Origin of the sequence: Lacrimispora sp. (genome assembly GCF_047605665.1) — a bacterium.
GTDB lineage: Bacteria > Bacillota > Clostridia > Lachnospirales > Lachnospiraceae > Lacrimispora.
Genome location: NZ_JASGFH010000008.1, coordinates 102114 through 128192 on the forward strand (window position 1 = coordinate 102114; position 26079 = coordinate 128192).

The window sequence follows — 26079 nt, forward strand, 5'->3', positions numbered from 1 at the left end:
TACTTCCTTTCTTTTGGGTCAGCATCTGCTTTCCCGTCAGTTGTTGTGAATTTCCTTACTCCCTGGGGCCGCCTTTCGTCCCCTGATAAGCCGTCTTGGAACTGATTCCCTTTAATTTTCCGATCTTGCCCGTCAGTGCAGAAATAATGCTTTGAGGAGCATCGACTGCAATGCTGATGATACTGACCTCTTTCTTCGGATAAGGGATACCCATACGGCCAATGATGTACTGCCGGTATTCGTGGAGGATGTCATTCAGTAACTCTACGGATGTCTCTTCCTCTACGACAATACCAATTACTGCAATTCTGGTTTCCATCACCGTTCCTCCGTTTGATTTCCTGCCCAGCCTTCTGCCTCAAATCGTGTTTTTGGCATCAGGATGCTGCTTTGATTGTATCTTAACATAAGTGATAATTTTTTTCAATTTTGTTTTTCTTTTATTTGTAAGGAAAACAGAGGGTATTCTTAAATATATCAAAAAAATACCCGGCCCCATCATGCAGCCAGGTATTTTCAGCACCTTATTTCTATCTGTTATCAGTCCGTTAAATTATATATTTCTATATTATCAAAATCCAGTGTAACAACGGCTGATTCGAAGACAATTTCATAGAGAACCAGATAATCTCCTGCCTGCTCTATGGTATCTTTATAGTCAGGAATCTTCCCGATGAAATATTTTGCAGCGTCAAATACGGTGCGGCTGCTTCTTTGAACCCTGCCTTTTGCCCTGACATGTTCATTTCCTTGATGGGGAATTGTGGTGAATGCCACTTGGTCGTTAATTTCAAACTCTTTGACCTTGTCATTGTCTTCAAAGGTAGAAAAGAGTATTGATTTTGCTTCCTCGTCAAAGAAAAAATTCACAATCCTCACATTAGGCTGGCCATCAACGCAGGTAGCCAGCGCAATCTCTGTCTGCGTATCCATCAGGCGTATAAACTCTCTTTTTGTATTCATATCAAAAGCTCTCCTTTACTTGTCGTTCTGATTGCAGTATAATACAAAATGGTGTCAAATAATGAAACCATTTAACCGAAAAAGGAGGAAATCATGAAAAAATCAGAACGCCTGAATGACATGATGATATATTTGAACGACAAAAAATCCTTTCATCTCAAAAGTATCATGGACAGATATTCCATTTCTAAAAGCACAGCGCTGAGAGATATTCAGTCTTTAGAAGAAATCGGTATGCCGATTTACTCAAAATCCGGGCGGAATGGGCATTACGGAATTCTTCCTAACCGCTTATTATCTCCCATTGTGTTTACTGTTGATGAGGTTCATGCATTGTACTTTGCCATGCAGACTCTTAATGCCTATCAATCGACACCGTTTCACTTAAACGTCCAAAAGCTGAAGCAGAAATTCGAGGGCTGTATATCAGAAGAGAGAATTAAAAAACTGAGAAAAATGGAATTGATTTTTCGGTTAGGAAGTTACCAAAGCAAGAATGAATGCGGCTGTCTGGAAGAAATTCTGCATATGGCGGTTGATGAAAATGTGTGTGAAATCCTTTACACAAAGAAAGAAAAGGAAATGCAGTATTATGTTCAGTTTTTCGATATCACTTCTGCCTATGGACAGTGGTATGCGACAGCGTACAATTTCCAGACAAAAAAGCCCCAGGTGTTTCGCTGCGATAAAATTCATGCAATACGGCCCTGCAATCGATATACGGCAAAGCCCCTTTCTGAATTCCTTGTTTCCCCGAAAGAACTGTTTCGGGATGAAGAGGCGGTTGACTTTGAGGTAGGTGTTTCCGCTAAAGGAGCCGATCTCTTCTATAAAGAGCATTATCCATCCATGGAGCTGTTTCAGGAAAATGAAAATTATTGTATCAAAGGCTTTTATAACAAAGGGGAGGAGCCTTTTATCGCCAGCTACTTCTCTGTTTATGGAGAAACGGTTCTCTCCATCAGGCCAGACAGCCTAAAAAACCTGATTCTTCAGCGATTGGAAGCAGTAAAAAAGCACTTCATTTCCATCTGAGAGAAGGAAACAGCTTCCAGGACTCCCTTGTCATCGGCTGCGGTTACCGGGTATCGTAACACTGCGTTTTACTTTGCCGCCTTAAACCGGAAACTGTTTTAACTTCTCGATTGCCTCAGCTTCTGTACCAACAAAGAAAAAATCTTTGCCATGGTTGCTCTCATAAATGAAATCGTGAAGCGGCTTGCTGTTGTAGACAGAATAATCCCCCCAGACAGCGAGTTTAAATTTATAGTTGATATATTTTTGAAGCACCTCTCCTGCAAGACGCGTTGACAGCACAAAGAAATCATTGGTCAAACAGGTTTTGGGAAGCACAAGACTGTGAATTCCCGTTTCGTAGCTGACTGTCATTGCAAGGTCAAGCGCCGATTGTACGTCGGTGATCAAAATATCCTCACTCCTGATCACCGCAATATTCTGCTCATCTCCCATAATAACAATATTCATAAAATCACTCCTTTTTATCTGTAAATATTTCATAAAGAGCAGCCAGACGCTCCGTAAGCACAGGATAACCGCTCACTGCAATGTCCTTGCCGTTTTGCAGATGAAATGCCTTTATCCCAACTTCTTTCCGCTCAAAATCAGTTTAATTGCTCTGTTACAACGGAAATGATTTCTAACATTTCTTTCATAAATAGAAGGTTTCCCCACAATGCGATACGGACTTTGTTTTCATGTTCCAAATGCTGTACATGCATGGTGGACCTGCCGTACTCCTGAGGCTTGCAATTTAATGCTGCCGTAAGCATATTGACGATACGGGAGCTTTCATCAAAATCATTAATCTGAATATCAATTACGGAAGACACGATTGCTTTATCCTGAGGCTGTTCGACCTCTTCACGACTGCGGTTACCGTTATTTTCTGCAAAAAGGCTTAAGTCGTGACCGGTTATGCGCCAGCTTTTCCCAATCTTATTGGCACGCAATTTGCCCTCCCGGATATAGCGCTGTATGGTTTTGGGGTGAATATCAAGCAGTTCAGATACCTGCTCCACTGTATAATATTTTTCCTGCATTCTAATTACTCCTTATTATGACTTATAAATGCAATAATAAGTTATAATAAGGAGTTTGTCAATGCATTATTTAAAATTATTTTCTGCTGCCAATCTCAATCCCCAGTTTTTTCAAATCCAATGTCTGAAAGAAAGTAAGCATTGCTGTTTGCAAAAAGGCCTTTCTCATCCCTGCATTCCACACGGATATAAGTCTCATTTGCGCTGACAGGAAATCTCGCTTCCGTGACAGCCCCTCCCTGTATGGTTCCTCTATCGCAGGACCTGGTATTTTCCGTAATTTTACAAATAGCCTGAACCGGGCTGGTTTTTACCACCAGTTCCTTTCCTTCTATGTAAAGCTCCCTGATTTCCGGCCCCATGGAGCTGTAAAAATGGCCTTTAACCAGACTGTCCATAATTCCGGAGTAGGTGAATTCCTCTGCCTTTATCATGGTAAAGCCTCCGAAGGAGTCACATAAAGGGTGTTCAAAAGGATAGCTGTTGTGATTGTCGTCGGTTGCCAGACACCATAACCGCTTCCCCAGACGAAGCATCTCATCATAGGACTGGGGATTATAGCCGTACAGTCCATCATTTTCACAGCCGTGATTATAGACTTCCATGGCAAAGAGCCCGTTCAACCCCTTATAATCCTCATAATTCTGCAAAGACCAATAAGGATGGTTATAGCAGGAAATAAAGCCCAGTTCTTTCATTTCTTTCAAATACGTATTGATATAATCAAAATCCCCATATCTGCATTCCGGGCAGATTCCCCCTTCTTTCCTCTCCCGCTGATGCTCCGGCCTGGTATCATACAAGTTGATATGATACGTCTTGTCTCTGGGACGGAGCTGGTCCGGGCCCACCTGATTGATGTCCACCTCCACTGCGGCAATAGCCAGGAACCCTTCATCATTTAATTCCTCATGGTTTTTGTATACCCTGTGATCGGTATAGGCCGCAACCTGATATCCCCGGTTTTTATAACCCGCTTTCGCCTCCTCCGGCGTAAGCCTTCCATCGGATTCGGTTGTATGGCCATGCAAGTTTGCCTTGTAAAATCTGCCTTTCTCAGGCAATAAATAAATCCTGTCGTTCAACCTGCTCTCCTCCTTTCTCACACCTGCTCTGTAAGCCGGCCCGGCAAAAGATCACTCAGAAAGTACGCATTGGAAGCCGCAAAAAGACCGTTTTCGTCTCCGCAAACGATACGGATATAGCCTTCTCTTCCTGTCAGAGAAAATCTTGCCTCTTCCAGGGCTTCTCCTGGCTGCGCTGTTTTTATATGGCAGTTCCGGCCTTCGGTTTTTACATAGATTTTCTGAACCGGCCCTGTCTTTATGACCAATTCGTTCCCCTCTATATAAAGAGAATGGATTTCAGGCCCCATGGAACTGTAGAAATCTCCCTTTTTTAAAGCTTCCATGACGGCCTCATAAGTAAGCTCCTTTGCCTTGATTTTTGTGAAACCTCCAAAGGAGTCATTTAAAGGGTGCTCAAAAGGATATTCATTGCGGTTTCCATCCGAGGCCAGACAGAACAGTTTCTTTTTGCACCGCAGCATCTCATCGTAGACCTGGGGATGATAGCCGCAGAGTTCTCTCACATCATTGCTGTAATTATATATCTCCATGGCAGACAGACCCTCAAGCTCTTTATAATCCTCATAATTTCCCATGGACTGATAAGGCAGGCTGAGGCTCGCCAGAAAACCAAGCTGATTCATCCTTTCCATGCAGTCACTTCCCTGGAAAAGGGACTCACAGCAATTCTCTTTTTCTTCTTTCATTTCATCCGGATTCGTATCATAGAAATTGATGCGAAATCCCTTTTTCCCCATGTCCACCGAAAATCCCGCCAGAGCCAGAAAATCCGGCGCATGCAGCTCTCCATGAGCACAGTATTTCCCCAAATCCGTATAAGCTGCGATCTGGTATCCTCTGCTCTGATATGCTTTTTTTATCTGCTCAGGAGTCAGCTTTCCATCGGAAACCGTAGTATGGCAGCTCATATTTGCCTTATAAAACTCCCCCTCTTTGGGGAGAAGATAAACCCGCTCTTCCATTTCTTTTCCCTCAAAAAAGCGCTGCCAAAGGTTTGGCAGCGCTTTCCTATTTACTGATTTGCCTCTTTAATGGCTTCGTTTGCTCTGTCTTGAATCGATTTCATGGTATCTTCCAGAGGTTTTTGTCCCTGGCCGTATAACTGTCCTTCTTCTGTGTAAATCTGTCCGATGGTGGTATCAGCAGTTCCCATGATCTTTTCACTCAAGTATGCTCTGCTGTTGTCAAACCAGCCTGCCATGAAGTCATCCACTGTCAGATTGTCATCTTTAAACTTGGGAAGCAGGCTGCTTTCGATATAAGTCTTTGCCTCATCCTCTGTCAGAATCTTGGCAGGAACACGTCCGTAACCCAGAGTGTATTTGTTCTCACAAATGGTCTTAATGGCTTCAAATGCTGCTTCTTTGTTTTTTGATGTCTTTGGAATCGCATAGCAGTTTGTGATGGTCAGAGAAGACGGATCTGTTCCTTCCGGATAAGGCATAGGAAGAATGCCCAGTTCCCAATCTCTTGGGTATTTCACTTTATCGGACAAAGCACTGGCTACCCAGCCGCCATATACATACATTCCGATGTTTCCATTTACCATAAAGGAGTTATAAGGATATGTACCGGAAGCCAGATCCAGGCTGTTTGGCTGGATTTTCAAATCATTTCCCAGGCTGAAAAACCATTTCATGGCGTCAGCAAAGGCCGGATCGTCAAAATTAGCGGTACCGTCTGCCTTATAAGCGGAGACGCCGTTCTGTGTTGCCAGCATGTAGTTGCATGCCACGTCATCACTCATGAAGGAGCCCCATACATTTTTATCAGGATTGTTCAGCTTCTGTGCTGTTTCCACGTATTTCTCCCAGGTCCAGCCGTCTGCTGTCGGGTAAGGCACATTTGCTTCATCAAAGATTTTCTTGTTATAATAGGTCAGCCATATATCCTTTTCTGCCGGGATGGCGTAGGACTGATCCTCGAATTTTACAACTTTATCTCCGTATAAGGAGGTCATGTCATAGCCGTCTGCTTTTGCAAGCTCATCGATTGGCTCTAAAACAGCAGCTTTGTGGAATTCCTCTAACTGAAGGGGAGTTCTGTTGACAATGTCCATTTCTTCCCCTGCCATCAGGCTTACAAGGACTTTATCCATTTCTCCAGCTTTTGATGTAGGTGTAATGAAAAACTCTACGTTGATTCCTGTCTTTTCCTTAATCAATTCTATCATTTCTTTTGTTTCAGTAGCAGTTGCAGCGTTATCGGTCAGAGCCCATTTTACTGTCACACCATCAAACGGTTTGTTGCTGTCAGTTTTTTGAGTGGTTTCTGCTGTCGTTTTACTGTCCGTACTGCCTGCGCTGGCTCCCGTATTATCGGTTTTGGCACATCCAACAGCACTGAAAGCCATGGTTGCAGCCAGGCCAAAAGCAGCGCCCCGTTTTAATGTACTTCTTAATTTCATATCTGTTACCCTCCTTTTGTTTATAATCCTATTATAGCTGACATTTCAGCCGGTTTATATAGGTTGTATTTTATCTTTATGTGTTATTCTTATCATTTTACCGGCTTTTTTTATTGATATATACCAAGAAAGGAAAGAACAGGTTCTACCCTTGAATCTAAAATTCGGATTATTACCGTATCCGATTTGACCTGGGGAAAGCGGGCAATCTTTTTATGACCGACAGCAGTCCCTTGATAGAGACTTACAGGGCTCCCATTTCCTGCGGATAAAATCTCAAAAGCCTCAATTCTCTGGCTTTTTAATATGTTCTCTTTTAAGATAACCGCCGAAATATTCTGAGGAGTTTTCCAGGAAATTTTAAACTCTGCACCGGGGCCTTTTCCCTGGTAATATGTTTCATAATCATCCGTCTGCACACCGTTCACCGGGCTCCATTGGCCGGCTTCTTTTACCTGGATTTCTGCTTCTTCCGCCAGGTTTTTTCCATATCTTTTATGTATTTCCTGTCCCAGTTCCTGAAGCCTTTTTACGTCTTTTTCATGAAGCAGTCCCTTTGGCATAGGAGGAATATTTAAAAGCAGGGCTGCATTTCCCCCCACCGACTTTTCGTAAATATCTATCAGATTTTCCAAAGACCTGACTTTATCGTCTTCTTCGGAATGATAAAACCAGCCCGGCCTTATGGATACATCCACTTCCGCCGGATACCAGATCAAGTGCTGTTCCAGGGCTAACCGCTCCCTGCTTCCCAAATCCTGCTCCATACTGCTTATGACCCTCTGCTTAAAAGACGGATCATCCGCATGCTGGCTTAAAGCCGCCACCCGCTCTGCCACGGATAAATCGGCCGGGACAACGCTCCATTCACTGATCCGGGTATCGCCGGCTTCATTGCCGCACCAGCGGACATCCGGTCCGCTCACGGAAATGCAGGCCCCTGGCATATATTTTCTCACAGTATCATAGTAACGCTGCCAGTCGTAAACCTGTTTCTTTCCATTTAAGCCCTCTCCGCAGGCACCGTCAAACCATACACTGAAAATATCTCCGTACCCGGTCAGCAGCTCTGTAAGCTGTGCCACAAAATAATCGTCATACGCCTTTCCTTGTCCATAGGTTTCCTGATTCCGGTCCCAGGGAGAAAGATATATGCCAAATTTCAAACCCGCTCTTTGGCAGGCACCGGCCACTTCTTTTACAATATCGCCTGTTCCGTTGAGATAAGGGCTGTATTTTACGGAATGCTTTGTGTACTTGCTGGGCCATAGGCAGAATCCGTCGTGATGCTTACAGGTGAGTATTGCGCCTCTTATCCCTGCCGCTTTAATGGCTTTTATCCATTGATCTGCATCCATTTGCTCCGGATAAAAGACTTCCGGTGATTCTGTTCCATATCCCCACTCTGTTCCGGTAAAGGTGTTTACGGTAAAATGGAAAAATGCATAAAATTCTGTTTTCTGCAGCATTACCTGTCTTTCAGAAGGAACAACTGTAATGAGCCTTTCATCTAATTGATTCATTTCGCCCTCTTCTTACCCCTTTAATTTTATAAGGTTGAAAGAATGGAATCTTTCAACCTTACAACATATCTCTTTCACTCATCACGATAAAAATGAAAACCACAAAATATCATTTGCCTTTAACTGCATGGAGCACTCTTTTCCGTTTCCGTCATAAATCACGGTTTCCTGAGGCTCATAAGTGTTGTTCACAATACAGTATTTGCCTGTAGCCGGATAGTAATTGACTTCCACATTATAATTGCTGCTGTACCATTTCTTCATCTCCTGCTCCATGCCTGCTGCCCAGAAGATTGCCCGGTAAAGCATCCTGGAATTTTCAAAGGAATAGGGAATTCCGCTGATATATACGCTTCTTCCGTCTCCAAACCCATTGACAGCCATCTGGACATCCTGTCCGTCCTTCTTTAATATCTCGGCTCCGGTGAGGGCATAGATATTCTTCATCCCTTCCCCAAAATCAACGGTTTCAGAGGAATCCTCCATAATAAAATGGCTGTGCTCCTCCCAGTTGTATTTATCAGTAGACAGAGAAAAGCCGACTTCTTTATTGACGCCCAGCACATTTGCCATGGCAAAGTATCTGCCCTGGTATTCGCAGGCCGATGGCTCTCCCACTCCTATGAGTCCGCCTCCCTGGGCCACAAAGGCCTTTACAGCGCTGCTGACTTTCGGATTGGTCCAGTAAGCGCCGCCGCTGGGAGCCGTATAAGCATCGCCTACGTTAATGATCACCTTGCATTTCTTTAACACATCAGGGTCTGCGATCACATCTTCAAAGCCGATGAATTCCACATCAAAAGGCATTCCGCTCAAGGCTTCCAGCACTCCGGCATAGGAATAGGTCTGCTTATAATCTATGGCATGAGCGACCATATGAGTTCCCCAGGAGCGGACTTTGCCCCAGGAATTCAGCACTCCTACTTTAAAATGACTGTAGGGGCTTTGTCCCCCCACATTTTCATAAAGAAGGCGGAACTCATCGCAGACCTCCTCAATGTATTGGATGAACTCAGGAAATTCCAGTGCCAGCTTCAAATATCCGCCGTAGCCGATCCGGTCCACCGGCTTTCTTAAGATAGCCCGCCTTGCAGTCACCCAGTTTACTTTTGCTTCTTTTACCGGGTCTCCCCCTTCGTGGAACACATCAGGGAAGAAGTAAGGCAGAAAACGGCCTTCCGTATATTTCACTCCGGGAATGTCGGAAATCAGGCGGAGGGTGGTTCCATTTCCCACGCTTCCCACCACTGCATCAAGCCCCACATGTTTAAAATACTCTCCAAACGGTTCCGTTCCGATCCAGTGATCCCCTAAAAACATCATGGCTTCCTTGCCGTGCTCATGGCAGATATCCACCAGGACCTTCATGAGTTTGGAAACTTCTCTCTGCTGGAACTCCTGGAAATCCCGGAATTCCTTAGAAGGCACCCGGTTGGTGTTGTTATGGTATCCCTGGTCAATGATGTACTCCGGGCGGAAGGGATACCCCGCCTCTTTTTCAAACTGTTCCAATATATAAGGGCTGACGCTGGCGCTGTATCCAAACCAGTCCACGAACTTTTCCTTTGCATACTCATTGAATACAAGGGTGAACTGATGGAAAAACGTGGTAAAACGCACCACATTGCTGTCCGGATTTTCTTCCATCCAGCGGTGCAATTTTTCAATCACATGTTTCTGGGTCTTTGGCTGGCGCACATCAAAGGTGATCTGGTGCTCCACATCCTGCCAGTCATTTGTGATGAAATTATACATATGTACCGGGTCCCAGATGATGAAGGCCAGAAAGCTTACGGTATAATCGTGATATCTCTCCGGAAGGGAAATGATGACCTCCTGGGTATTTTCTTCATATTCCCAGGCAAGGGCCGGCAGAGGTTCTCCGGTGGTACGGTCTACAACCTCCCACCAGCGTTTGATATCGTGAATGGTATTGGGCTTTAACTGGTCCTTGTACAAATGGGCCATCAATGGAATGCGAAGCTCGCCTTCTTCCATTGCCGTGTAAAACTCCGTCATCAAATACACCTGCTGGACTTCATCCGGGTTATCCATAGCCCAGGCATTGTCCTTTCTGGTGGTATAATAGGTGGAGTAGATTTTAACAGGCATTTTCTTAAGCTCATCCGGCATATCTGTCCCGTCACAATCCCGCAGGGCATCGGCGCCCCACCGCCTGGCAATCTCCTTTGTCTCCTGTATCATATCCACATCTGTGGGAACAGTGACTCTTCCGGTCAAAATTTTTTCCATCTTAATAGTCCCTTTCTATACTCATTTTTTAATTTCATGCATTATCCCTTCACGCCAGAGGAGGCAACGCCTTCAATGAAAAACTTCTGGCAGAACAGGAAGGCCACCAGAATCGGCAGCAGTACTATGGTCGCCGCAGCCATCTGGCTTCCATAATCCTGGATCAGGCCGGAGGAAAAGAGCTTCACTCCGACGGACAGCATCTGCTTATCCATGGTTGATATGTAAAGATACGGTCCCATATAGTCGTTCCAGGACCATGTAAAGGAAAACAGGGCCATGGTGGCAATGGCCGGTTTTGCCAATGGGAAAATGATCTGCCAGTAAATGCGGAAATGGCTGCATCCGTCAATTTTGGCCGCTTCGCTGAGAGAGTCCGGAATGGAAACAAAGGACTGGCGCAACAGGAATACAAAGTATACATCCACGCAGCTTGGCAGGATCAGCGACCACATGGTATCCAGAATCCGCAGATTTTTAAAGATCATATATCTCGGTATGATCATGATGTCGCTGGGTATCATCATGGCTGACAGCAGGAGAAGGAATATGACATCTTTTCCTTTAAAATTAATCCTTGCAAACCCATAGGCCGTAAAGCTTACGAAAAATATTTTGATGATAATGGTAAGGGCCGTCATGACCACTGTATTCAAATACCATTTCTGAAAATTATAAATGCCGTTTGTAAATAATGCCTGAAAGTTCATCAGGGTGGGATTTTCCGGAATCAAATGCCATGGAAACTTCATGACCTCTCCGCTGACCTTAAAGGAAGAGGAAATCATGAACAGAAACGGAAAATTGGATGCCAGCCCGATCAACAGGATAAAAACCGTAAGTGCTATCTTTAAACTTTTCTTTTTGCTTGTCATTGATGATTCCCTCCCTTAATAGTTAACCCATTTTTTCTGTCCGCGCCATTGGATCAGCGTTACGATCATGACGAGTATGAACATGACGAAAGCCATGGCACTTGCCAGACTGGTTTCATACTTTGTAAACGCGGTACGGACGATATTTACCGACATGACCGTAGTGGCCTGTCCTGGGCCTCCTTCTGTAAGGGCCTGTATGCAGGTAAAGTTCTGAAAGGAACCGATGATGGAGCTGATGACAAGGAAAAATGTGGTGGGAGAAATCAGGGGAATGATGATATTTCGGATTCTCTGCCATTTTGTAGCCCCGTCAATCTGCGCTGCCTCCAAAAGCTCAGAGGGCACCTCCTGGAGGGCTCCGAGATAAACCACCATGTTAAGGCCAACGCCTTTCCATACGGAAATCATGGCTACCGTGGGAAGGGCCAGCTTTAGGTTCAGCAAAAGCAGGGGGGGATCAAATCCCATATTTCTTAAAGCGATGATTGCAGGGCTGTTATTGCCCAGCAGCACCTTGAAAATGACTGCTACTGCAACCATATTGGATACATAGGGCATAAACACCAGAGAACGCATGGCTTTTTTTCCATAGACTCCGTTGTTCAGCATAAATGCCAGCACAAATCCAAGGAGCATAATAAAAGGCACATATACCAGGGAATATTGAAAGGTCCTTATGAGGGAATCCAAAATTTCTTTATTGGTAAATACCTTTATAAAGTTTTGAAGTCCTACGAATTTAAGATTATCCAGCCTGGTAATGTATTTCATGTTTAAAAATGACATCACAATTGCAATGACAAAAGGAATGCCGGTAAAAACAGTGAAAAAAATCAGATAAGGCGAAATAAACAGCCAGCCATACGTGTTTTCTTTCTTCTGGGCTATGGATGTCTTTTCTTTTGTTTTGGGTGTTCGTGTTTTTTCCTTACTCATGGGGTCTGCCTCCCGTTTTTTATTTTAGGAAGAAAGGCTCATGAAACCACAACCTTCCCCTACTTATATTCTAACGGATTTTTCCCTGATAAACATAGGCCGATTTTTGTATTTGTTGGTTATTTTCGCTTTTTATCCTGTTTTACTTATTTTCCTTTAAATTGCCGTGGTCGTCAATGTCCTCCCTGGTGATTCTGGGAATCCTTATGACAGTCAGGGTTCCTGCATCTTTCCTGCTGTAGATCGACACAGCCTGATCCACACCAAAGTAGAGCTTGATTCTGGCTTCTATGCTGTGAAGCCCGATTCCGGTGCTCCGCCTGTTCTGCTCTTCTTCCTCCTTTCTTATTTTCCCAAAACGAATCTGGTCCCGGACCTCCTTTAATCTTTCCCTATCCATGCCCCGTCCGTTGTCCATAATCTTTATCATGACCCAGCCGCCCTTTTCTTTGACTGTGAGGCGGATCATCATGGGATGCTTTAAGCCTGCCATTCCATACAGGAAGGAATTTTCCACTGCGGGCTGCAAAATGATCTTTAAGGAAAACAGCTCGTGAATCTGGCGCATATCTGTCCTGAGATCAAGGCTGAAATCTTCCTTATAGCGGTTTTTCTGGATTTTCACATAGGCCATCAGATGCTCAATTTCGTGTTCCATGGGCACAATTACCTGTCCCCCGCTGATGGACAAGCGGTACATGCGCCCCAGGGAGGCTGCCGTCCGCCCTATGTCCGGCCTTCCCGCCTCATTGGACATCCAGACGATGTTTTCCAGGGTATTATAGAGAAAATGGGGATTGATCTGGCTCATGAGAACTTCCAGCTCCAGCTCCTTTTTCTTCCGGTCAGACTGTAAGCCTTCAATAATATTGGTATTGATCCGCTCCAGCATGGAGTTGTAATAGCGGACCATATCTCCCACCTCATTTTTCTGCTTTACCTCAACATAGGCATTTAAATTTCCGCCGTACACCTCTTTCATGGAGGCGTTCAGCTTCCCAATGGGGTCCATGAAGCTTTTGTATAAATAGAATATCATGACGGCACAGAGGCCCACACAAGCTACCATAACCAGGAAAATCCTGTAGTACAGCACATCCACTTCCCTTGTCACCGATTTCATGGGAACCACCATGACGATCTTCCAGTCATTCACATCAGAATCCTTTACCTGGATCATCTGGCTTCCTAAAGTCTCCCGCCCTTTTGTCAAATCACCGGTTTGCTCCAGGATATCTTTCTTTAACTTCTCCGGGATCGCTTCTGCCTCCACTGCGGCTTCATTGCTGGAGGAAATCAGACTGCCCTCCTCTGTTATCACATAAATATCGCCGGGAACGGACCGGGCCAGTTCCGCATACTGTTCATAGATATCCTGCTCCTTTAAGGCAAAGACCTGCACATATTCATACCGGCTCTTTTCCCAGGAATAAATTCTGCGGATGCCCATAACAGCCTTTCTCTGCCTGATCTCTTCGGGCTGGTCGCTGAGAAAGAAATTATCCTGAAGGGGATACCAGCGGAATTTCATCAAAAGGTCAGGGTCTTCAATGTTCATGTCCCGCAGTTTCCTGACCACCTCTTCCGTGTCGTTATTGGGGTCTAAAAGATTAAACAATTCCCCTTTGTAGGTGTACATGGCGCTGATCCTCACCCGCCGGTTCAGCATGTCATAGGCTTCGAATATGTTGCTGTAAATTCTCACAATATCCAGCTTTTTATACATCCGGTCCTGGGGGGAGTACTCTTTTTCAATGTATTGTTTCAACTGGTCATTGGCAGCAAAATTGTCGGAGACGCTGTAAATATCCTGAAGCTTTGCATCGATCTTACTGGCAATGTCCGTGATCCGGCTCTGGGTGGTGCGCATGTATTCCTGCTTCATGACATTTCGGGTGTGCCAGAACAGCATGGTGATGATCACCATAACCGGAATCAGCACCTGCAGGATTCCATACAGCATCCGGCGTTTTAAATCCGCGCTCTTTTTCTTCTGTACTTTTTCATTCATTTTCATCGCTGTATTTTTCCATGCCTCCGCCTTCCGCCTGGAGAATATTCCGGTATTCCTTGGGGCTTATGCCGTACTTCTTCTTAAACAGCTTAATGTAATTGGACACATCGGCCCAGCCCAGTTCCTCAGAAATCTCGTAAACCTTCCGTGCCGGGTCCTCCAAAAGCTTCCTGCTCTTTTCCAGCCGTTTCGTAATAATGTAATCACTGAAATTACAGCCGAATTCATTTTTAAAAATCTTGGAAATATAAGCTGTGTTTTTATGTACCTTTTCCCCCACGTACTCCAGGGAAATCTGGTTGGAATCGTACTCTTCGTTGACAATTTCCCTGATTTTCATGGCAAGGCTGCTCCGATTTTTCCATTCCCCTTTCATGCGGGCCGTTTCTTTCGAGGCTTCCTTTAGAATCCGGGATAAGAATTCCTTTTTTTCTTTCAGGCTTTTTAAGGAATAAATACTGGTATACGTGCAGTCCATGGCCTTCATGACTTTTTCAAGCTGAACGCCGCAGCGCAGTAATTCACGGGATAAATTAAACAACAGTTCAAGGCTCAGCCGGTCAATATAATCGTAATCCAGGACCACCTTTCCCTTAAACTCAGCAAATATCTTATCCAGAGCAGTTTCTATGTTGTTTTCCTGCTGCTCCATGATTTCCTTTAAAATCTGCCCTGAATCAAAGGAAATGGCGTAATAATCAAAGTCTGCCTCCTGTATTTCTTTATAAAAGGTGACCAGATTCTTTCCTTCGCTGTAGATTTTCTGGCTGGCGCAGCATTTTGCCTGTTCGTAGCATTGGGGGAGCATTTGAAAATCGGCATAAAAGCTGCTGATGCCCGCGTAAATATGGAGGCCGGTCTCTTTAAAAACGATTTCCGCCAGACTTCTGACAAAGGGCTGTAAATCCTGTTCCAGAGGCTCTTCTTTGGAACTTAAGATTCCGGTTATCCTCTCTTCAAAATTCCAGATAAAGGTTCCATCGATCCATTCTTTGGAAACCTTTTCGTTGAGAATTTTTTCTGCCTTTATCTGGTCCTGATAGATGGTGTTTTTATCCTCTCCCCCGGAAACGTCCAGATGAATGACCATGACCCCCAGCCAGTTTTCCCCCTGGCGGAAAAACTCTTCTTCCATCTCTTCCACATCATAGCCATAGCCTTTTATCAATAAGTTATACTTCTTCCGGAGCTTTAAGCTTTTGCTCTCTTCATAAACGGATTTTAATTCTTTTTCCTCTAATTCCTTTTTCCTCTCCTCATCAAGCCTGATTTTTATTTTCCGGAATGTCACTTCAAACTCATCTAAGTCCGTGGGCTTTAATAAGTATTCCATAACCTGATTTTTAATGGACATCTGCAAATACTCAAAATCATTATAGCCGCTTAAAATAATAATTTTGATTTCAGGATAATGCTGGCTTAAGTGCTGCATCAGCTCGATTCCATCCATTTCCGGCATGCGGATATCGGAAAGCACCACATGGGGCTTGTCCTTTTTGATCTGCTCCAGAGCTTCTATCCCATTGCTGCATACACCACTGATTTCAAATCCCCACGTTTCCCATTCAATGCTGTTTGCAATTCCATATGCGATTGATTTTTCGTCTTCCACCACCAATAGTTTATACATATCTTCCCGTCTTTCTCCTGCCATACCACTTACCTGTTTTTTATTATGATTGGAATCCCGGCAGCCACCTCAACCACCGTGCCGGCCTCTTTGCCAATCCGCTGATTGACTTCTCCAAGAACTTTCCTGTATACCAAAGTCTCTTTGCTGTAGCTGTCCCCGTCGGAAAAGACTTCATTGGTCACGATAATAACGTGTTCTGCCTTTTCCTCCAGGTTTTTGATTCCTCTCAATATCTCTTTTGATACGGCCCCTTCTTCCAGATAGGGAGCCTCATTTTCCTCTCCCAGTCCGAACAGCTCATTAGAGACCAGATTGGACATGCATTCCAGCAGAATCACCCCGGCTTTCCCATCCCCCGGCAGTTTCAGTTCCTTTAAACTGCGATAGCATTCCACTGTCTCAAACTGCTTTTTCGCTCTCATCTGCCTGTGGCGTTCAATTCTCTGCCTGCATTCCTCATCCCAGGGCTTCATGGTGGCGATGTAAATACGCCTTTCCTGTCCCAGACTCACGGCCAGGTTTTCGGCATACTCTGATTTTCCGCTTCCGCTTCCTCCGATAACTAGTGTGACCATCAAGAACCTCCCAAGGGCTTATATTCTTCAATGCATATATCCTGAAAGGAACTCATTTTTTTATAAACCCCATACGCCATGTCAAGGAGCGGAACGGCTGCCACTGCTCCGCTTCCTTCTCCCAGGCACATGCCTGCCTGTATGAAAGGAGTTAATCCCAGCTCATCGAGAAGCATCTTCCCGGCGGGTTCCGCGGATACGTGGGAGGCCAGCATATAATCCCGGCAGCCCGGATAAATCCGCTCCGCACAAAGAGCTGCGCTTGCGGAAATAAATCCATCCACCAATATGGGAATTCGACAGATGGCGCCGCCTATGAATACGCCTGTAAGCCCGGCCAGATCAAATCCGCCTACGTGAGCCAGAATATCCACAGCATCCTGGCACTCTAAGCCGTACATTTCTATGGCCTCCTTGATCACCTGAACTTTTCTCCCAAGCCCTTCATCGCTCAATCCGGCTCCTCTTCCAGTCAGTTCTTCCGGATTTCTCTTTAAAATCATGGAAGAAACGGCACTGCTGGTGGTGGTATTTCCAATTCCCATTTCTCCGGTGGCAATGAGTCCATAACCTTTTGCCGCCAGTTCTTCCACCAATTCGATACCGGTTATCACGGCTTTTACCGCCTCTTCCCTCGTCATGGCCGGCTCTTTTCTGAAATTTCTCGTTCCGTAAGAGACCTTTTTGCTTATGAGAGTGTGGCGGCTGCCGGATTTTAAGTCTCTGGCAACTCCCATATCCACCGGAAATACGTCAACCTTGGCCTGCTCCGCCATAATACAGACACTGCTGTTTCCCTCTGTCATATTTTCCGTCACAACGGCAGTCACTTCCTGGCCTGTCTGGGTAACCCCTTCCTCCACGATTCCGTTGTCACTGCATAAAATGAGGAGAGCCCGTTTTCCCATATCAGGCTGCAAAGTCTCTCTGATACCGGCTATTTTTATGATACATTCTTCCAAAATACCCAGGCTGTTAAGAGGCTTTGCCACCTTGGCCCATTTTAAGCGGGCCATTTCCATGGATTTCTCATCCAAAGGACGTATTTGAGATAAATACGGCTGTAATTCTCTGTTCATGGTCACTCTCTTCCCTGCAAAGACTTTTCATACACCCGAAACCATTTCAATCCCAAATAAGGCTCGTATCCCAGATCAGCGGTTCCCGCGTGTTCATATCCCAGGCTTTCATAGAGGCGAATCGCAGGCTCATTGTGTTCGTAAACGTCAAGACGGATGGTTTTTCTTCCTTCTTCTATGGCCTTTTTTTCAGCGAATTCCATAAGGGCTCTGCCGACTCCGAATTTCAGGTAATCCGGATGGACCAGGAATGTATGGACCACCGCCACCTCTTCCGGGCTCGCTGGAGTTTTCCATGAAATAAACTCATAACCCGGTTCCTGCTCCTGGTTGACAATCACTGAACCAGCAAATTTTCCTGATGAAAGAGCAACGTAAAGAGTACCTTCCTTCACCCCTTCCTCCGCCTGGATGCGGGTAGGATATATCCCTTTTTTCCAGCCGGTATAATTGGTATGGCTTTCCAGGTATTCAATGACTGCATCGTATAGCGCTGATATTTCATGAATATCCTGTTCTGTTCCCTGTTTTATCTTCAAATCATTCATGTGTCTCTTCCTCCTTTGATGGCATGACACGAAATTCCTCACAAGCCTTTACAAACCGTTTCGGCAATACAGGATTGGAGGGGTAGTAAAAATGAGGAAAGCCCGCCAACAGACTTTTCCCGGCGTGAACGCAGTCCCAGCGCTTCTCCTGTCCGGGCTTTTTGGCTTCCATCCGGTTTCCGTTATCCGTGCTGTCCCAATAATGGAATTCGTGGCCCCGTATGGATTCTCCTGTTTTAATAAACCCGGTGTTTTCCCTGGAAAAAGCTTCGATGTAGCCGAATCTCATAAGGCGTTCTGTGGGAAAAACTTTTCCTTTTATGATTCCGGCCATAGGATAAACCTGACGGTCTTTTGTCTCCATTTCCTCATGAATATACATAAAGCCTCCGCATTCAGCCAGCAGGGGCATGGAACATTCCGCTGCCTGCCTGATTTCCCGAAGCATGGACTGGTTTTGAGACAGTTCTCCGGCATATAATTCCGGATATCCGCCTCCCAGAATAATGCCGCAGATTCCCTCAGGAAGGCATTTATCATGAATGGGGCTGAAAGGGATCAGCTCTGCTCCCATCTCTTCCAAAAGCCTTAGATTTTCCTGATAATAGAAACAGAATGCCTCATCCTCTGCAATTCCTATGGGCACCCGGATTCCGGGAACAGGCTTTTCCTCTGCTCCTTCATGTTCTTCCCCGCAGTTTTCTTCATGGCAAAAAGGCAAAGGTCCGGCGCTTTTGGCCAGCATGATCAGCCCGTCTAAATCTATGGTGTCCTCCAGCTTTAAAGCCAGCCGGTCAAGCTGTTCTTTTAACCCGTCCGCTTCACCGGGAAGCACCAGGCCCAGATGGCGGCTTTCCAGGCGGCCCTCCTCACACTCCGGCAGATATCCATAAACCCGGACTCCCAAAGCTTCCATGGCAGGCGTAAGCCGTTCTGCCATAACCTTTGAAGTTCTGTTTAAAATCACGCCGCAGATATGGCTGTTCTCTTTATATTCTAAAAATCCTTTTACCACAGCAGCCATGGACAGGCTGGCGCCTTTGCAGTCTAAAACCAGGACAACAGGAGCTTCCACCGCACAGGCCACCTCATAAGAGCTGGCCCATGTGCTGTTTCCTCCGACCCCGTCATAATATCCCATAACGCCTTCCATAACAGAAATCCCGGCTCCTTCTGCCCCGGCGGCAAATAAGCTTTTCACTTTCTCTTTTTCCAGAAAGAAAGTATCCAAATTTCCCCCATCTATGCCGAGGACATATTTGTGAAACATGGGATCAATGTAATCGGGGCCGCATTTAAAGGAGCGGCAGGATAAAATTCTCTTTAGAAATGCGTTTAACAGCCCGCATGTCATCATGGTTTTGCCGCTTCCGCTTTTGGGAGCGGCCAGCATCAGTCTGGGATATTCACACTTCAAGCAGAGTTCCTCCTTCCCCTCCGAAAGAAATCACATAAACCGGATTCTGTCCCATCATCAGATGATAACCCCCTGCTTCCTTGGCCCTGGAAACCTGTATCTGAACAAGCTCTGCTGCAATGGAATTCTCTTTTAACCAGCTTAAAATCTCCGAAAGAGACTCCAGAGCGAGAACATTGATGACGATACGGGCCCTGGGATTCTTTTGCAGAACAAGGGAAAGCACCTCTTTCATGGAGCCGGAGGTCCCTCCGATAAATACATGGGTCGGCGCTTCAAGGCTCTCCAAAGCCTTTGGGGCGGTCCCCTCTACGATTTCCAGACAGCCGGCATGAAACCGTTCTCTATTGGCTTTGATCAGACTGATGGCTTCTTCTTTTCTCTCGATGGCATAAACCTTTCCCTTTTTAAGAAAAGAAGCGGCTTCAATGGATACGGAACCTGTCCCTGCTCCCACGTCATATAAGACAGAGTCCTCTGCCAACTCCAGCTTTGATATGGAAACAGCCCTGACCTCACTTTTTGTCATGGGCACCGCTCCCCGGATAAACAGTTCATCTCTCATAACGTTCCTCTCTTCCGCCCGTCTTCTCATGGCATACGGATATATCTGCAAGGGCTTGCCATTTTCTACCTGCAAGGCACTCCCTGCTCCCTTTCAATCAGCACTACCGACAGAACATCAAACTCCTCATTTTCCAGCACCTCTGGCATCCCAACCGTAATCCGCTCATCAGGATAAGAAAGCCGCTCTCCTACAGAAATCTTCACCTCGTCAAATCCCTGTTCTCTGAGAAGTCTGCAAATATTTTTCACTGTATTGGTTCCGTCTAACAGGGCAAAAACCCTGGGATTTTTCCTCAGTTCCTCTATCATATCACATCCCCGCCCGTGAAGACTTACAAGCCGCACGTCCTCCCAGCCGGTTTTCAGCCTGGAACACAAATAAGAAACAGAGGATATTCCCGGAAACACGGATACATCATGCATCAGGCTGTACGGTTCCTGATTTAAGCTCTCAGCCATTTTTTTTGCCCCGCTGTAAAATCCCGTGTCACCGGAATACAAAATTCCGATTCTGCGGCATTCTTTGTGGTCCATAAGCCAGGGAAGTATGTCTTTGCTCAAATAAAACGGTACTTTCCTGGCCTTTGGCGCTGCCTGGGCAAGTCCAAGAAGCATCCGCTCTGCACCGAATACCACATCGCAATCCTGGAGCGCTTTCCAGGCTCCTATTACCATCTGATCCTGTCCGCCCATTCCAATTCCGATCAGTGAAACCCTTCTCTTTTCCTGCTGAACATCACGTTCTTCCCCGGTTTTCCAGCTCTTTAATGCTTCCATTGCTTCCTCTGGTGTAATTCCATTTTCCTTCACCGGGCGTCCTACCACAACCGCTGTAATGCCGCATTCGGCTGCTGACCGCATCTTTTCCGGAAAACCTCCGGCATTTCCCGCTTCTTTTGTCACCAGATACCGGATGTCATACTGCTCTATCATGGCCCGGTTCATTTCTGCGGAAAAGGGTCCCTGCATCCCAATCAAACGGTTTCCTTTTATTCCCATCTCTTCGCAGGCGGAAATCACGGATACGGTCGGAAGAACTCTCGCAAAGACCCTCTCTTCCCAGGAGTTCATGGCAGTATAGCGGGAAAGCTCCTTGCTTCCTGTTGTCACAAGCACATTTCCCGTCTGTTTATTCAAGTAAAGGACTGCATCCTCCACCGAATCCACCCACACGGTGCTCCCTCCTTCAAAGCCTTCCGACGATTCCCGAAGCACCCGCATATGCGTGACCTCTGCTTTTTGGCAGGCGATGAGAATGTTTTGGCTCACCACTGCCGCATAAGGATGGGTAGCATCAAGAACCAGGGCAATTTCCTTTTCCCTTATGAAGCCTTCCATTTCACCGGCGTTCATGGGAGACTTGTGAATATGAAGGTATTGGCTTTCAGGCAGTACCATTTCCCCGTATCCGGTGGCTACGCTGACCCAGACGTGAATCCCCTGCTCATGGCAGTATTGCGCCAGAATCCGGCCTTCCGTAGTTCCTCCGAAAATAAGAATCTTACACATTTTTATACCCTCTGGGCGTGACCATCCGGCCTCTGATTTCTTTTGTCATGGAGTTTCCTATGTAAACCGTAGTAAACATGTCCACCTGGGCATCCTTTAATTGTTCCAGGGACAGAATCTCCATTTCTTCCTCTTCCCTGCTGATGTTCCTTACAAAGCCGCACACGGTTTTTGGACTCTTGTATTCCATGACAATTTCACAGGCCCTCTTTAAATAATCGGCCCTCTTTTTACTGGCCGGGTTATAAATGCACAGAATCATATCCGCCTGGGCAGAACGCCTCAGCCTTTCTTCAATCAGTTCCATGGGGGTTAAAAGATCGCTTAAGCTGATCACTGCAAAATCGTGGCCAAGGGGTGCACCTAACAAAGCGCCGCCGCTTAAAGCCGCAGTCACTCCGGGAATCACCTGAATTTCCAAATCAGCGTCATGTTCCGCCATTTCCAATATCAGACCGCTCATTCCATACACACCGGAATCCCCGCTGCACACCATTGCAACCGTTTTCCCCTTTTTGGCCTCATCAATGGCAAGCTGGCACCGTTCCTGTTCCCTGCGCATGGGAGTGGTGATCATTTCCTTACCCGGAAAATGGTCCCGTACAAGGTCCACATATACGGTATATCCCACAATAACCTGGCTCTCTTCCAATGCCTTCACCGCCTTTACGGTCATATCCTCATAGGCTCCGGGGCCGATTCCCACCACGTAAAGTTTTCCTGTATTCTTCATATTCCTCCTAATCAATACGCTCAGATAAACTCAGCTTCCAGTCCAAAGCAGCCACCGCCACTGTCACACCGTTTGCTGCCTGTTTTCTCACCAACAGCTTCCCGCCTCCCAGCTCCTTCACACAGGCAAGAGCGGCCCTTTCACAGACGTTGTCCACTCCTGTCACCTGCTTTACAAAAGAAGAAGCAGAGAATTCGCCTTCCACCTTTGCGAGGACCTCAGAGGGAAAAGTATAAAACCGAATTCCCCTGGCAGCCGTAAATTCACAAAGCCCCGGCTCTTCTTTTTTTAAATCAATGCTGGCACAGGCGGCCAGACTCTCTTTTGATAAGTTCTGGGTCTCTAAAACCTGATTCACAGCTTTTTCTATTATCTCGGAAGCAACTCCTTTTCGGCAGCCGATTCCCAGCACCAAAAGTTTAGGAACCAGTTTAAAGGCATCTTTCAGCACATCCTCCTGCGGCTCAGCCTTTATGGCGGTCCAGATGTTTACAGCCCGTTCATCACCGGAGACAAGAGGGGCAGGGAGTTCTCCTTCTATCGGAAAATCACTGAAAAATCCGATTTCTTCCCCTCTGAGAACCGCAGAAGAAACCTCTTTTATCTTATGAATCTCACAAATGGCCAGCTTATGCTTTTTAGCAAACAAATCCACTGCAAAACCGCCGTGAATGTCCGTGGCCGTGGTGATCACTGCCTGGCCTCCTGAAATTTCTGCCGCCTCTTCTGCCAGCTCATTTGCACCTCCCAGATGGCCTGATAAAAGGGAAATGGAAAATCTCCCCATATCATCTAATACCACCACTGCCGGGTCCTCTGCCTTTGTCTTTAAAAATGGGGCAATGGCCCGGACCGCAATCCCTGCTGCCCCGATGAATATAATTCCATCCCTGCTTAAAAACTGTTCTTTTGTCCACTCTGACAGAGATACCGAAAGGGGAACCAGTTTTCCCCCATAAGGGCTGCTTTCCGCCAGCTTCCCAGGGCCATATCCCTGACACTGGCTGCCTTTTTCAGAAAACCCTTCCATAAGCTTCACACACAGCTCTGCTCCAGCCTCCGTAAAGCAGATAAGGGACAGCCTTTTCATAAATCCTCTTTCCTGTCCATATTTTCAGGACACAGCGGTGTGTCTTCCGGTCCTTCTCCCGTTCCCTTGCGAAATTCCGTAGTAAAAACCGGATCATAGAGCTTGGAACGCTCATAACCGTTTTGGGCTACCGCCTCTCCTACAACGATTAAAGCAGTTTTTCTTATATTCTCCTGCTCTGCCCGCTCGCTTAAACTTTCCACCGTACAAACCACAGTCTTTTCCTCAGCCCAGGTGGCCTTGTAAACGATGGCAGCAGGGGTTTTAGGCCCATAGCCTCCTTTTATCAGCTCCTCGGACAGCTCTTTCAGCATTCCGGTGCTCAAGAAAATGACCATAGTGGCACCGTGAGCTGCAAAGGAAGCGATAGACTCCTTCTCCGGCACAGGCGTTCTTCCCGCCATGCGGGTAATAACCACGCTTTGGGATATCTGGGGAAGGGTATATTCCATCTTTAAAGCGGAAGCCGCGCCGCAAAAGGAACTGACTCCCGGACAGATATCATAGGAAATCCCCCTTGCGTCCAGTTCATCCATCTGCTCCCTTATGGCGCCGTAAAGGCAGGGGTCTCCGGTGTGAAGCCTGACCGTCACCTTCCCTTCCCTTTCCGCCTGTTCCATGACTTTAATCACTTCTTCCAGGGTCATCCTGGCACTGTCATAAACCTGGCAGCCTTCTTTTGCCGCCTCCAGCAGGACAGGATTGACCAGAGAACCGGCATAAATGATCACATCAGCCTGTTCAAGCAGAGCCTTTCCCCTCACTGTTATTAAATCCGGTGCTCCCGGACCCGCTCCCACGATATGTACCATATTTACCTCACAATCAATAATGAATAATAGCCTGCATCTTCCGGGATTTCCTCAAGAGAACGGTAAATTTTCTCCTCAGCCATCCCGCAGTTTTCCACCATCACAGCACTGGCTTTGCATTTCCTGATTTCTTCCTTTACCGCTTCCATCTGCCTGCCGGCCTTCATCAAAACCTTGACTCCCGGCATTTGCAAAGCTTCTTTTATCTGGTAAGAAGCGGGAATGATGTGAAGCTCCTCCGCTCCTGATACCAGGGGAATCCCCAGTCTGGCAGCCGCCGCACAAAAGGAAGGAATCCCCGCCTCCAGACGGGTGGTATAGCCTTCCTCCTGAAGCCTGTCCAAAAGATAGCTGCACGTGGAATAAATGCTCACATCTCCCAGATTAATAAATCCCACATCTTTCCCTTTTGACAAATATTCCATCACGGTTTGGGCCGCCAGTTCATGGCTTTCCTCCAGCACCTTTTTATCCTTAGTCATGGGCATGGAAAGGTAAATGCATTCCTTTTCCTCAATTTCCGGTACCGCCTGTCTGGCGATCTGATACGCCACACACAATTCTTTATCTGTATGAGGGATGGCAATGATATCCACGCTCTTAATCCTCTTTACCGCCTTTAACGTCATAAGCTCCGGATCTCCCGGACCCACTCCGATTCCATACATGATCCCTGTCACGTCTTATCCTCCTGCTCATCCATATCTGAACTTTCCGTTTCTCCGGTAAAAAGGCGGATGAAAACCTCCGCTTCCCGGCTCTTTCCAAGTATACCGTATACAGTGGAAAATGTCACCACCTCCACACGAATCCCTCCTGCGAAGCGGGAGGCGAACTTCTGGATTCTGTTCACCGCTTCCTCCATGACAGGCTCTAAAATTCCATATTCTTTCAGCATCCTCACGCCTTCATCCATGGTGTTTGCCGTGAGAATATTATTTTTCAACGTTTCATCCTCGTGTCCGCCGTTTTTTAGCAGAAAAGAGGTGATGTCCCACAAAATTTCCATTCTCCGGTCCCCGTATTTGGAATGGGTGTTGAACACGCCTCCTGCCACCTTAATCAGCTTTCCGATGTGGCCCACAAATAAAATCCGGTCAAAGCCTTCTTTTGACGCCATTTCCAACGCTTCCCCGATAAAGTTGCTGCAAGTCACCCCGTTTTCCATGGAAAGTCCCAGAGATTCTTTTATAAATGCTTCTCCGTAATTTCCCGGAGTCAGAATCACCTGCCTGACTCCTTCCACTGCTTTCATATGCAGTTCCAGACCTATGGTGGCTGTCAAAGCCTCTTCACTCATGGGCTTTACGATTCCGGTGGTCCCAAGGACCGACAGACCGCCTTCGATTCCCAGCTTTGGATTAAAGGTCTTTTCCGCCAGTTTCCTTCCCTCCGGTATCCAGATGCATATTTTTAAAGGGCCTTCATAACCGGCATCCCTCCTGGCCTCCTCCACTCCCTGAAATATCATGGCGCGGGGAACCGGATTAATGGCTGGCATGCCGACAGGACAGGATAGCCCTGGCTTTGTCACCCGCCCGATCCCCTCTCCTGACGTTAAAAAAAGCGGACTTTTGCCCGCCTCCTCTCCATACCAGCAATAATATTTCTCTGTTTCCCCGTCCTTCTGTTCCTTCACATATTCCACGGAAGCAAAGATCAGGGCCTGGTTCGTCACATCCGGATCGTCTCCGGCATCCTTTTTAACAGCACATGAGACTGTTTCCCTGTTTTTGGCAACGCAAAAAAGGGGCAGATGGGCTTCTGTCCCTTTTGGTGTCATGAGCTTCATATGTTCCAGTTCCCCTCCCGTAAGCAGCATAACTGCCGCTGCCTTGGCCGCCGCAGCGGCGCAGGTTCCGGTGGTGAATCCGCTTCTTAATTTGTTTTCTTCCATCTCATTCCATCTCTCCTGCCCTGTTTTTCAGGCATAACAGACACTGATAAGGTGTTTCTTCCTTTGTTTTGTATTATAAAAGATTTTTGCTGACGGT

25 protein-coding genes are annotated in these 26079 nt (G+C 46.4%); 1 reads left to right on the plus strand and 24 read right to left on the minus strand.

Translation table 11 applies throughout. The features are described 5' to 3' along the window. Positions 1-55: 55 nt before the first annotated feature. Positions 56-319, minus strand: coding sequence for a TM1266 family iron-only hydrogenase system putative regulator (locus QM657_RS08490; RefSeq protein ID WP_415066184.1), 264 nt, complete (start codon positions 317-319; stop codon positions 56-58). A 221-nt stretch (positions 320-540) separates the two neighbouring features. After that, positions 541-963, minus strand: a complete 423-nt coding sequence (locus QM657_RS08495; RefSeq protein ID WP_415066185.1) for a pyridoxamine 5'-phosphate oxidase family protein — start codon at positions 961-963, stop codon at positions 541-543. Positions 964-1056: 93 nt separating this feature from the next. On the opposite strand from QM657_RS08495, the gene QM657_RS08500 reads away from it, so the two are divergent. Then, complete coding sequence (locus tag QM657_RS08500) at positions 1057-1998, plus strand: helix-turn-helix transcriptional regulator (protein WP_415066186.1); 942 nt, start codon at positions 1057-1059, stop codon at positions 1996-1998. 81 nt (positions 1999-2079) lie between these two features. Here QM657_RS08500 and QM657_RS08505 read toward each other — a convergent pair whose 3' ends face one another. The 22 genes from QM657_RS08505 to cbiD all read right to left on the minus strand — a co-directional run bounded on the left by QM657_RS08505 (position 2080) and on the right by cbiD (position 25982). After that, entirely contained in the window at positions 2080-2448 is a 369-nt protein-coding gene (locus QM657_RS08505; RefSeq protein WP_415066187.1) for a DUF4180 domain-containing protein, read from the minus strand. Between the two features lie 137 nt (positions 2449-2585). Continuing rightward, entirely contained in the window at positions 2586-3023 is a 438-nt protein-coding gene (locus QM657_RS08510) for a helix-turn-helix domain-containing protein (RefSeq protein ID WP_415066188.1), read from the minus strand. 95 nt (positions 3024-3118) lie between these two features. Beyond that, positions 3119-4108, minus strand: a complete 990-nt coding sequence (locus tag QM657_RS08515) for a PHP domain-containing protein (protein WP_415066189.1) — start codon at positions 4106-4108, stop codon at positions 3119-3121. Positions 4109-4125: 17 nt separating this feature from the next. Next, entirely contained in the window at positions 4126-5073 is a 948-nt protein-coding gene (locus QM657_RS08520) for a PHP domain-containing protein (protein WP_415066190.1), read from the minus strand. A gap of 50 nt (positions 5074-5123) precedes the next feature. Beyond that, positions 5124-6518: an extracellular solute-binding protein gene (locus tag QM657_RS08525; RefSeq protein WP_415066191.1), complete on the minus strand. Its 1395-nt coding sequence runs from the start codon at positions 6516-6518 to the stop codon at positions 5124-5126. A gap of 110 nt (positions 6519-6628) precedes the next feature. After that, positions 6629-8041: an alpha-L-fucosidase gene (locus QM657_RS08530; protein WP_415066192.1), complete on the minus strand. Its 1413-nt coding sequence runs from the start codon at positions 8039-8041 to the stop codon at positions 6629-6631. Between the two features lie 81 nt (positions 8042-8122). Then, a complete protein-coding gene (gene gnpA, locus QM657_RS08535; protein ID WP_415066193.1) occupies positions 8123-10294 on the minus strand; it encodes a 1,3-beta-galactosyl-N-acetylhexosamine phosphorylase in 2172 nt (723 codons plus the stop codon). A gap of 41 nt (positions 10295-10335) precedes the next feature. After that, entirely contained in the window at positions 10336-11169 is an 834-nt protein-coding gene (locus tag QM657_RS08540) for a carbohydrate ABC transporter permease (RefSeq protein WP_415066194.1), read from the minus strand. A 15-nt stretch (positions 11170-11184) separates the two neighbouring features. Further along, the gene (locus QM657_RS08545; RefSeq protein ID WP_415066195.1) at positions 11185-12108 is read right to left on the minus strand and encodes a carbohydrate ABC transporter permease; all 924 of its coding nucleotides are present in this window, start codon (positions 12106-12108) and stop codon (positions 11185-11187) included. Between the two features lie 142 nt (positions 12109-12250). Next, a complete protein-coding gene (locus tag QM657_RS08550) occupies positions 12251-14125 on the minus strand; it encodes a sensor histidine kinase (RefSeq protein ID WP_415066196.1) in 1875 nt (624 codons plus the stop codon). Continuing rightward, the gene (locus QM657_RS08555) at positions 14112-15752 is read right to left on the minus strand and encodes a response regulator (protein ID WP_415066197.1); all 1641 of its coding nucleotides are present in this window, start codon (positions 15750-15752) and stop codon (positions 14112-14114) included. The genes QM657_RS08550 and QM657_RS08555 overlap by 14 nt, the downstream gene beginning before the upstream one ends. A 29-nt stretch (positions 15753-15781) precedes the next feature. Then, positions 15782-16330, minus strand: a complete 549-nt coding sequence (locus tag QM657_RS08560) for a bifunctional adenosylcobinamide kinase/adenosylcobinamide-phosphate guanylyltransferase (protein ID WP_415066198.1) — start codon at positions 16328-16330, stop codon at positions 15782-15784. After that, a complete protein-coding gene (cobT, locus tag QM657_RS08565; protein WP_415066199.1) occupies positions 16330-17409 on the minus strand; it encodes a nicotinate-nucleotide--dimethylbenzimidazole phosphoribosyltransferase in 1080 nt (359 codons plus the stop codon). Before cobT ends, QM657_RS08560 begins: the two co-directional genes overlap by 1 nt. Before the next feature lie 2 nt (positions 17410-17411). Next, a complete protein-coding gene (locus QM657_RS08570) occupies positions 17412-17957 on the minus strand; it encodes a GNAT family N-acetyltransferase (RefSeq protein WP_415066200.1) in 546 nt (181 codons plus the stop codon). Continuing rightward, positions 17950-19374 (minus strand): cobyrinate a,c-diamide synthase, encoded by a 1425-nt coding sequence (locus QM657_RS08575; RefSeq protein WP_415066201.1) that lies wholly within the window; start codon positions 19372-19374, stop codon positions 17950-17952. Before QM657_RS08575 ends, QM657_RS08570 begins: the two co-directional genes overlap by 8 nt. Further along, on the minus strand, positions 19364-19939 hold the full coding sequence (cbiT, locus tag QM657_RS08580; protein ID WP_415066202.1) for a precorrin-6Y C5,15-methyltransferase (decarboxylating) subunit CbiT: 576 nt from the start codon (positions 19937-19939) through the stop codon (positions 19364-19366). The genes QM657_RS08575 and cbiT overlap by 11 nt, the downstream gene beginning before the upstream one ends. Before the next feature lie 65 nt (positions 19940-20004). Continuing rightward, entirely contained in the window at positions 20005-21450 is a 1446-nt protein-coding gene (cobK, locus tag QM657_RS08585) for a precorrin-6A reductase (protein WP_415066203.1), read from the minus strand. Next, the gene (gene cobJ, locus QM657_RS08590) at positions 21443-22183 is read right to left on the minus strand and encodes a precorrin-3B C(17)-methyltransferase (RefSeq protein ID WP_415066204.1); all 741 of its coding nucleotides are present in this window, start codon (positions 22181-22183) and stop codon (positions 21443-21445) included. The genes cobK and cobJ overlap by 8 nt, the downstream gene beginning before the upstream one ends. A gap of 7 nt (positions 22184-22190) precedes the next feature. Continuing rightward, complete coding sequence (locus QM657_RS08595; RefSeq protein ID WP_415066205.1) at positions 22191-23273, minus strand: cobalt-precorrin 5A hydrolase; 1083 nt, start codon at positions 23271-23273, stop codon at positions 22191-22193. Further along, positions 23270-24085 (minus strand): precorrin-4 C(11)-methyltransferase, encoded by an 816-nt coding sequence (gene cobM / locus QM657_RS08600; protein ID WP_415066206.1) that lies wholly within the window; start codon positions 24083-24085, stop codon positions 23270-23272. The genes QM657_RS08595 and cobM overlap by 4 nt, the downstream gene beginning before the upstream one ends. A 2-nt stretch (positions 24086-24087) precedes the next feature. After that, a complete protein-coding gene (gene cobI, locus QM657_RS08605; protein WP_415066207.1) occupies positions 24088-24765 on the minus strand; it encodes a precorrin-2 C(20)-methyltransferase in 678 nt (225 codons plus the stop codon). Further along, positions 24762-25982, minus strand: coding sequence for a cobalt-precorrin-5B (C(1))-methyltransferase CbiD (cbiD, locus tag QM657_RS08610; protein WP_415066208.1), 1221 nt, complete (start codon positions 25980-25982; stop codon positions 24762-24764). Before cbiD ends, cobI begins: the two co-directional genes overlap by 4 nt. Positions 25983-26079: the final 97 nt, after the last annotated feature.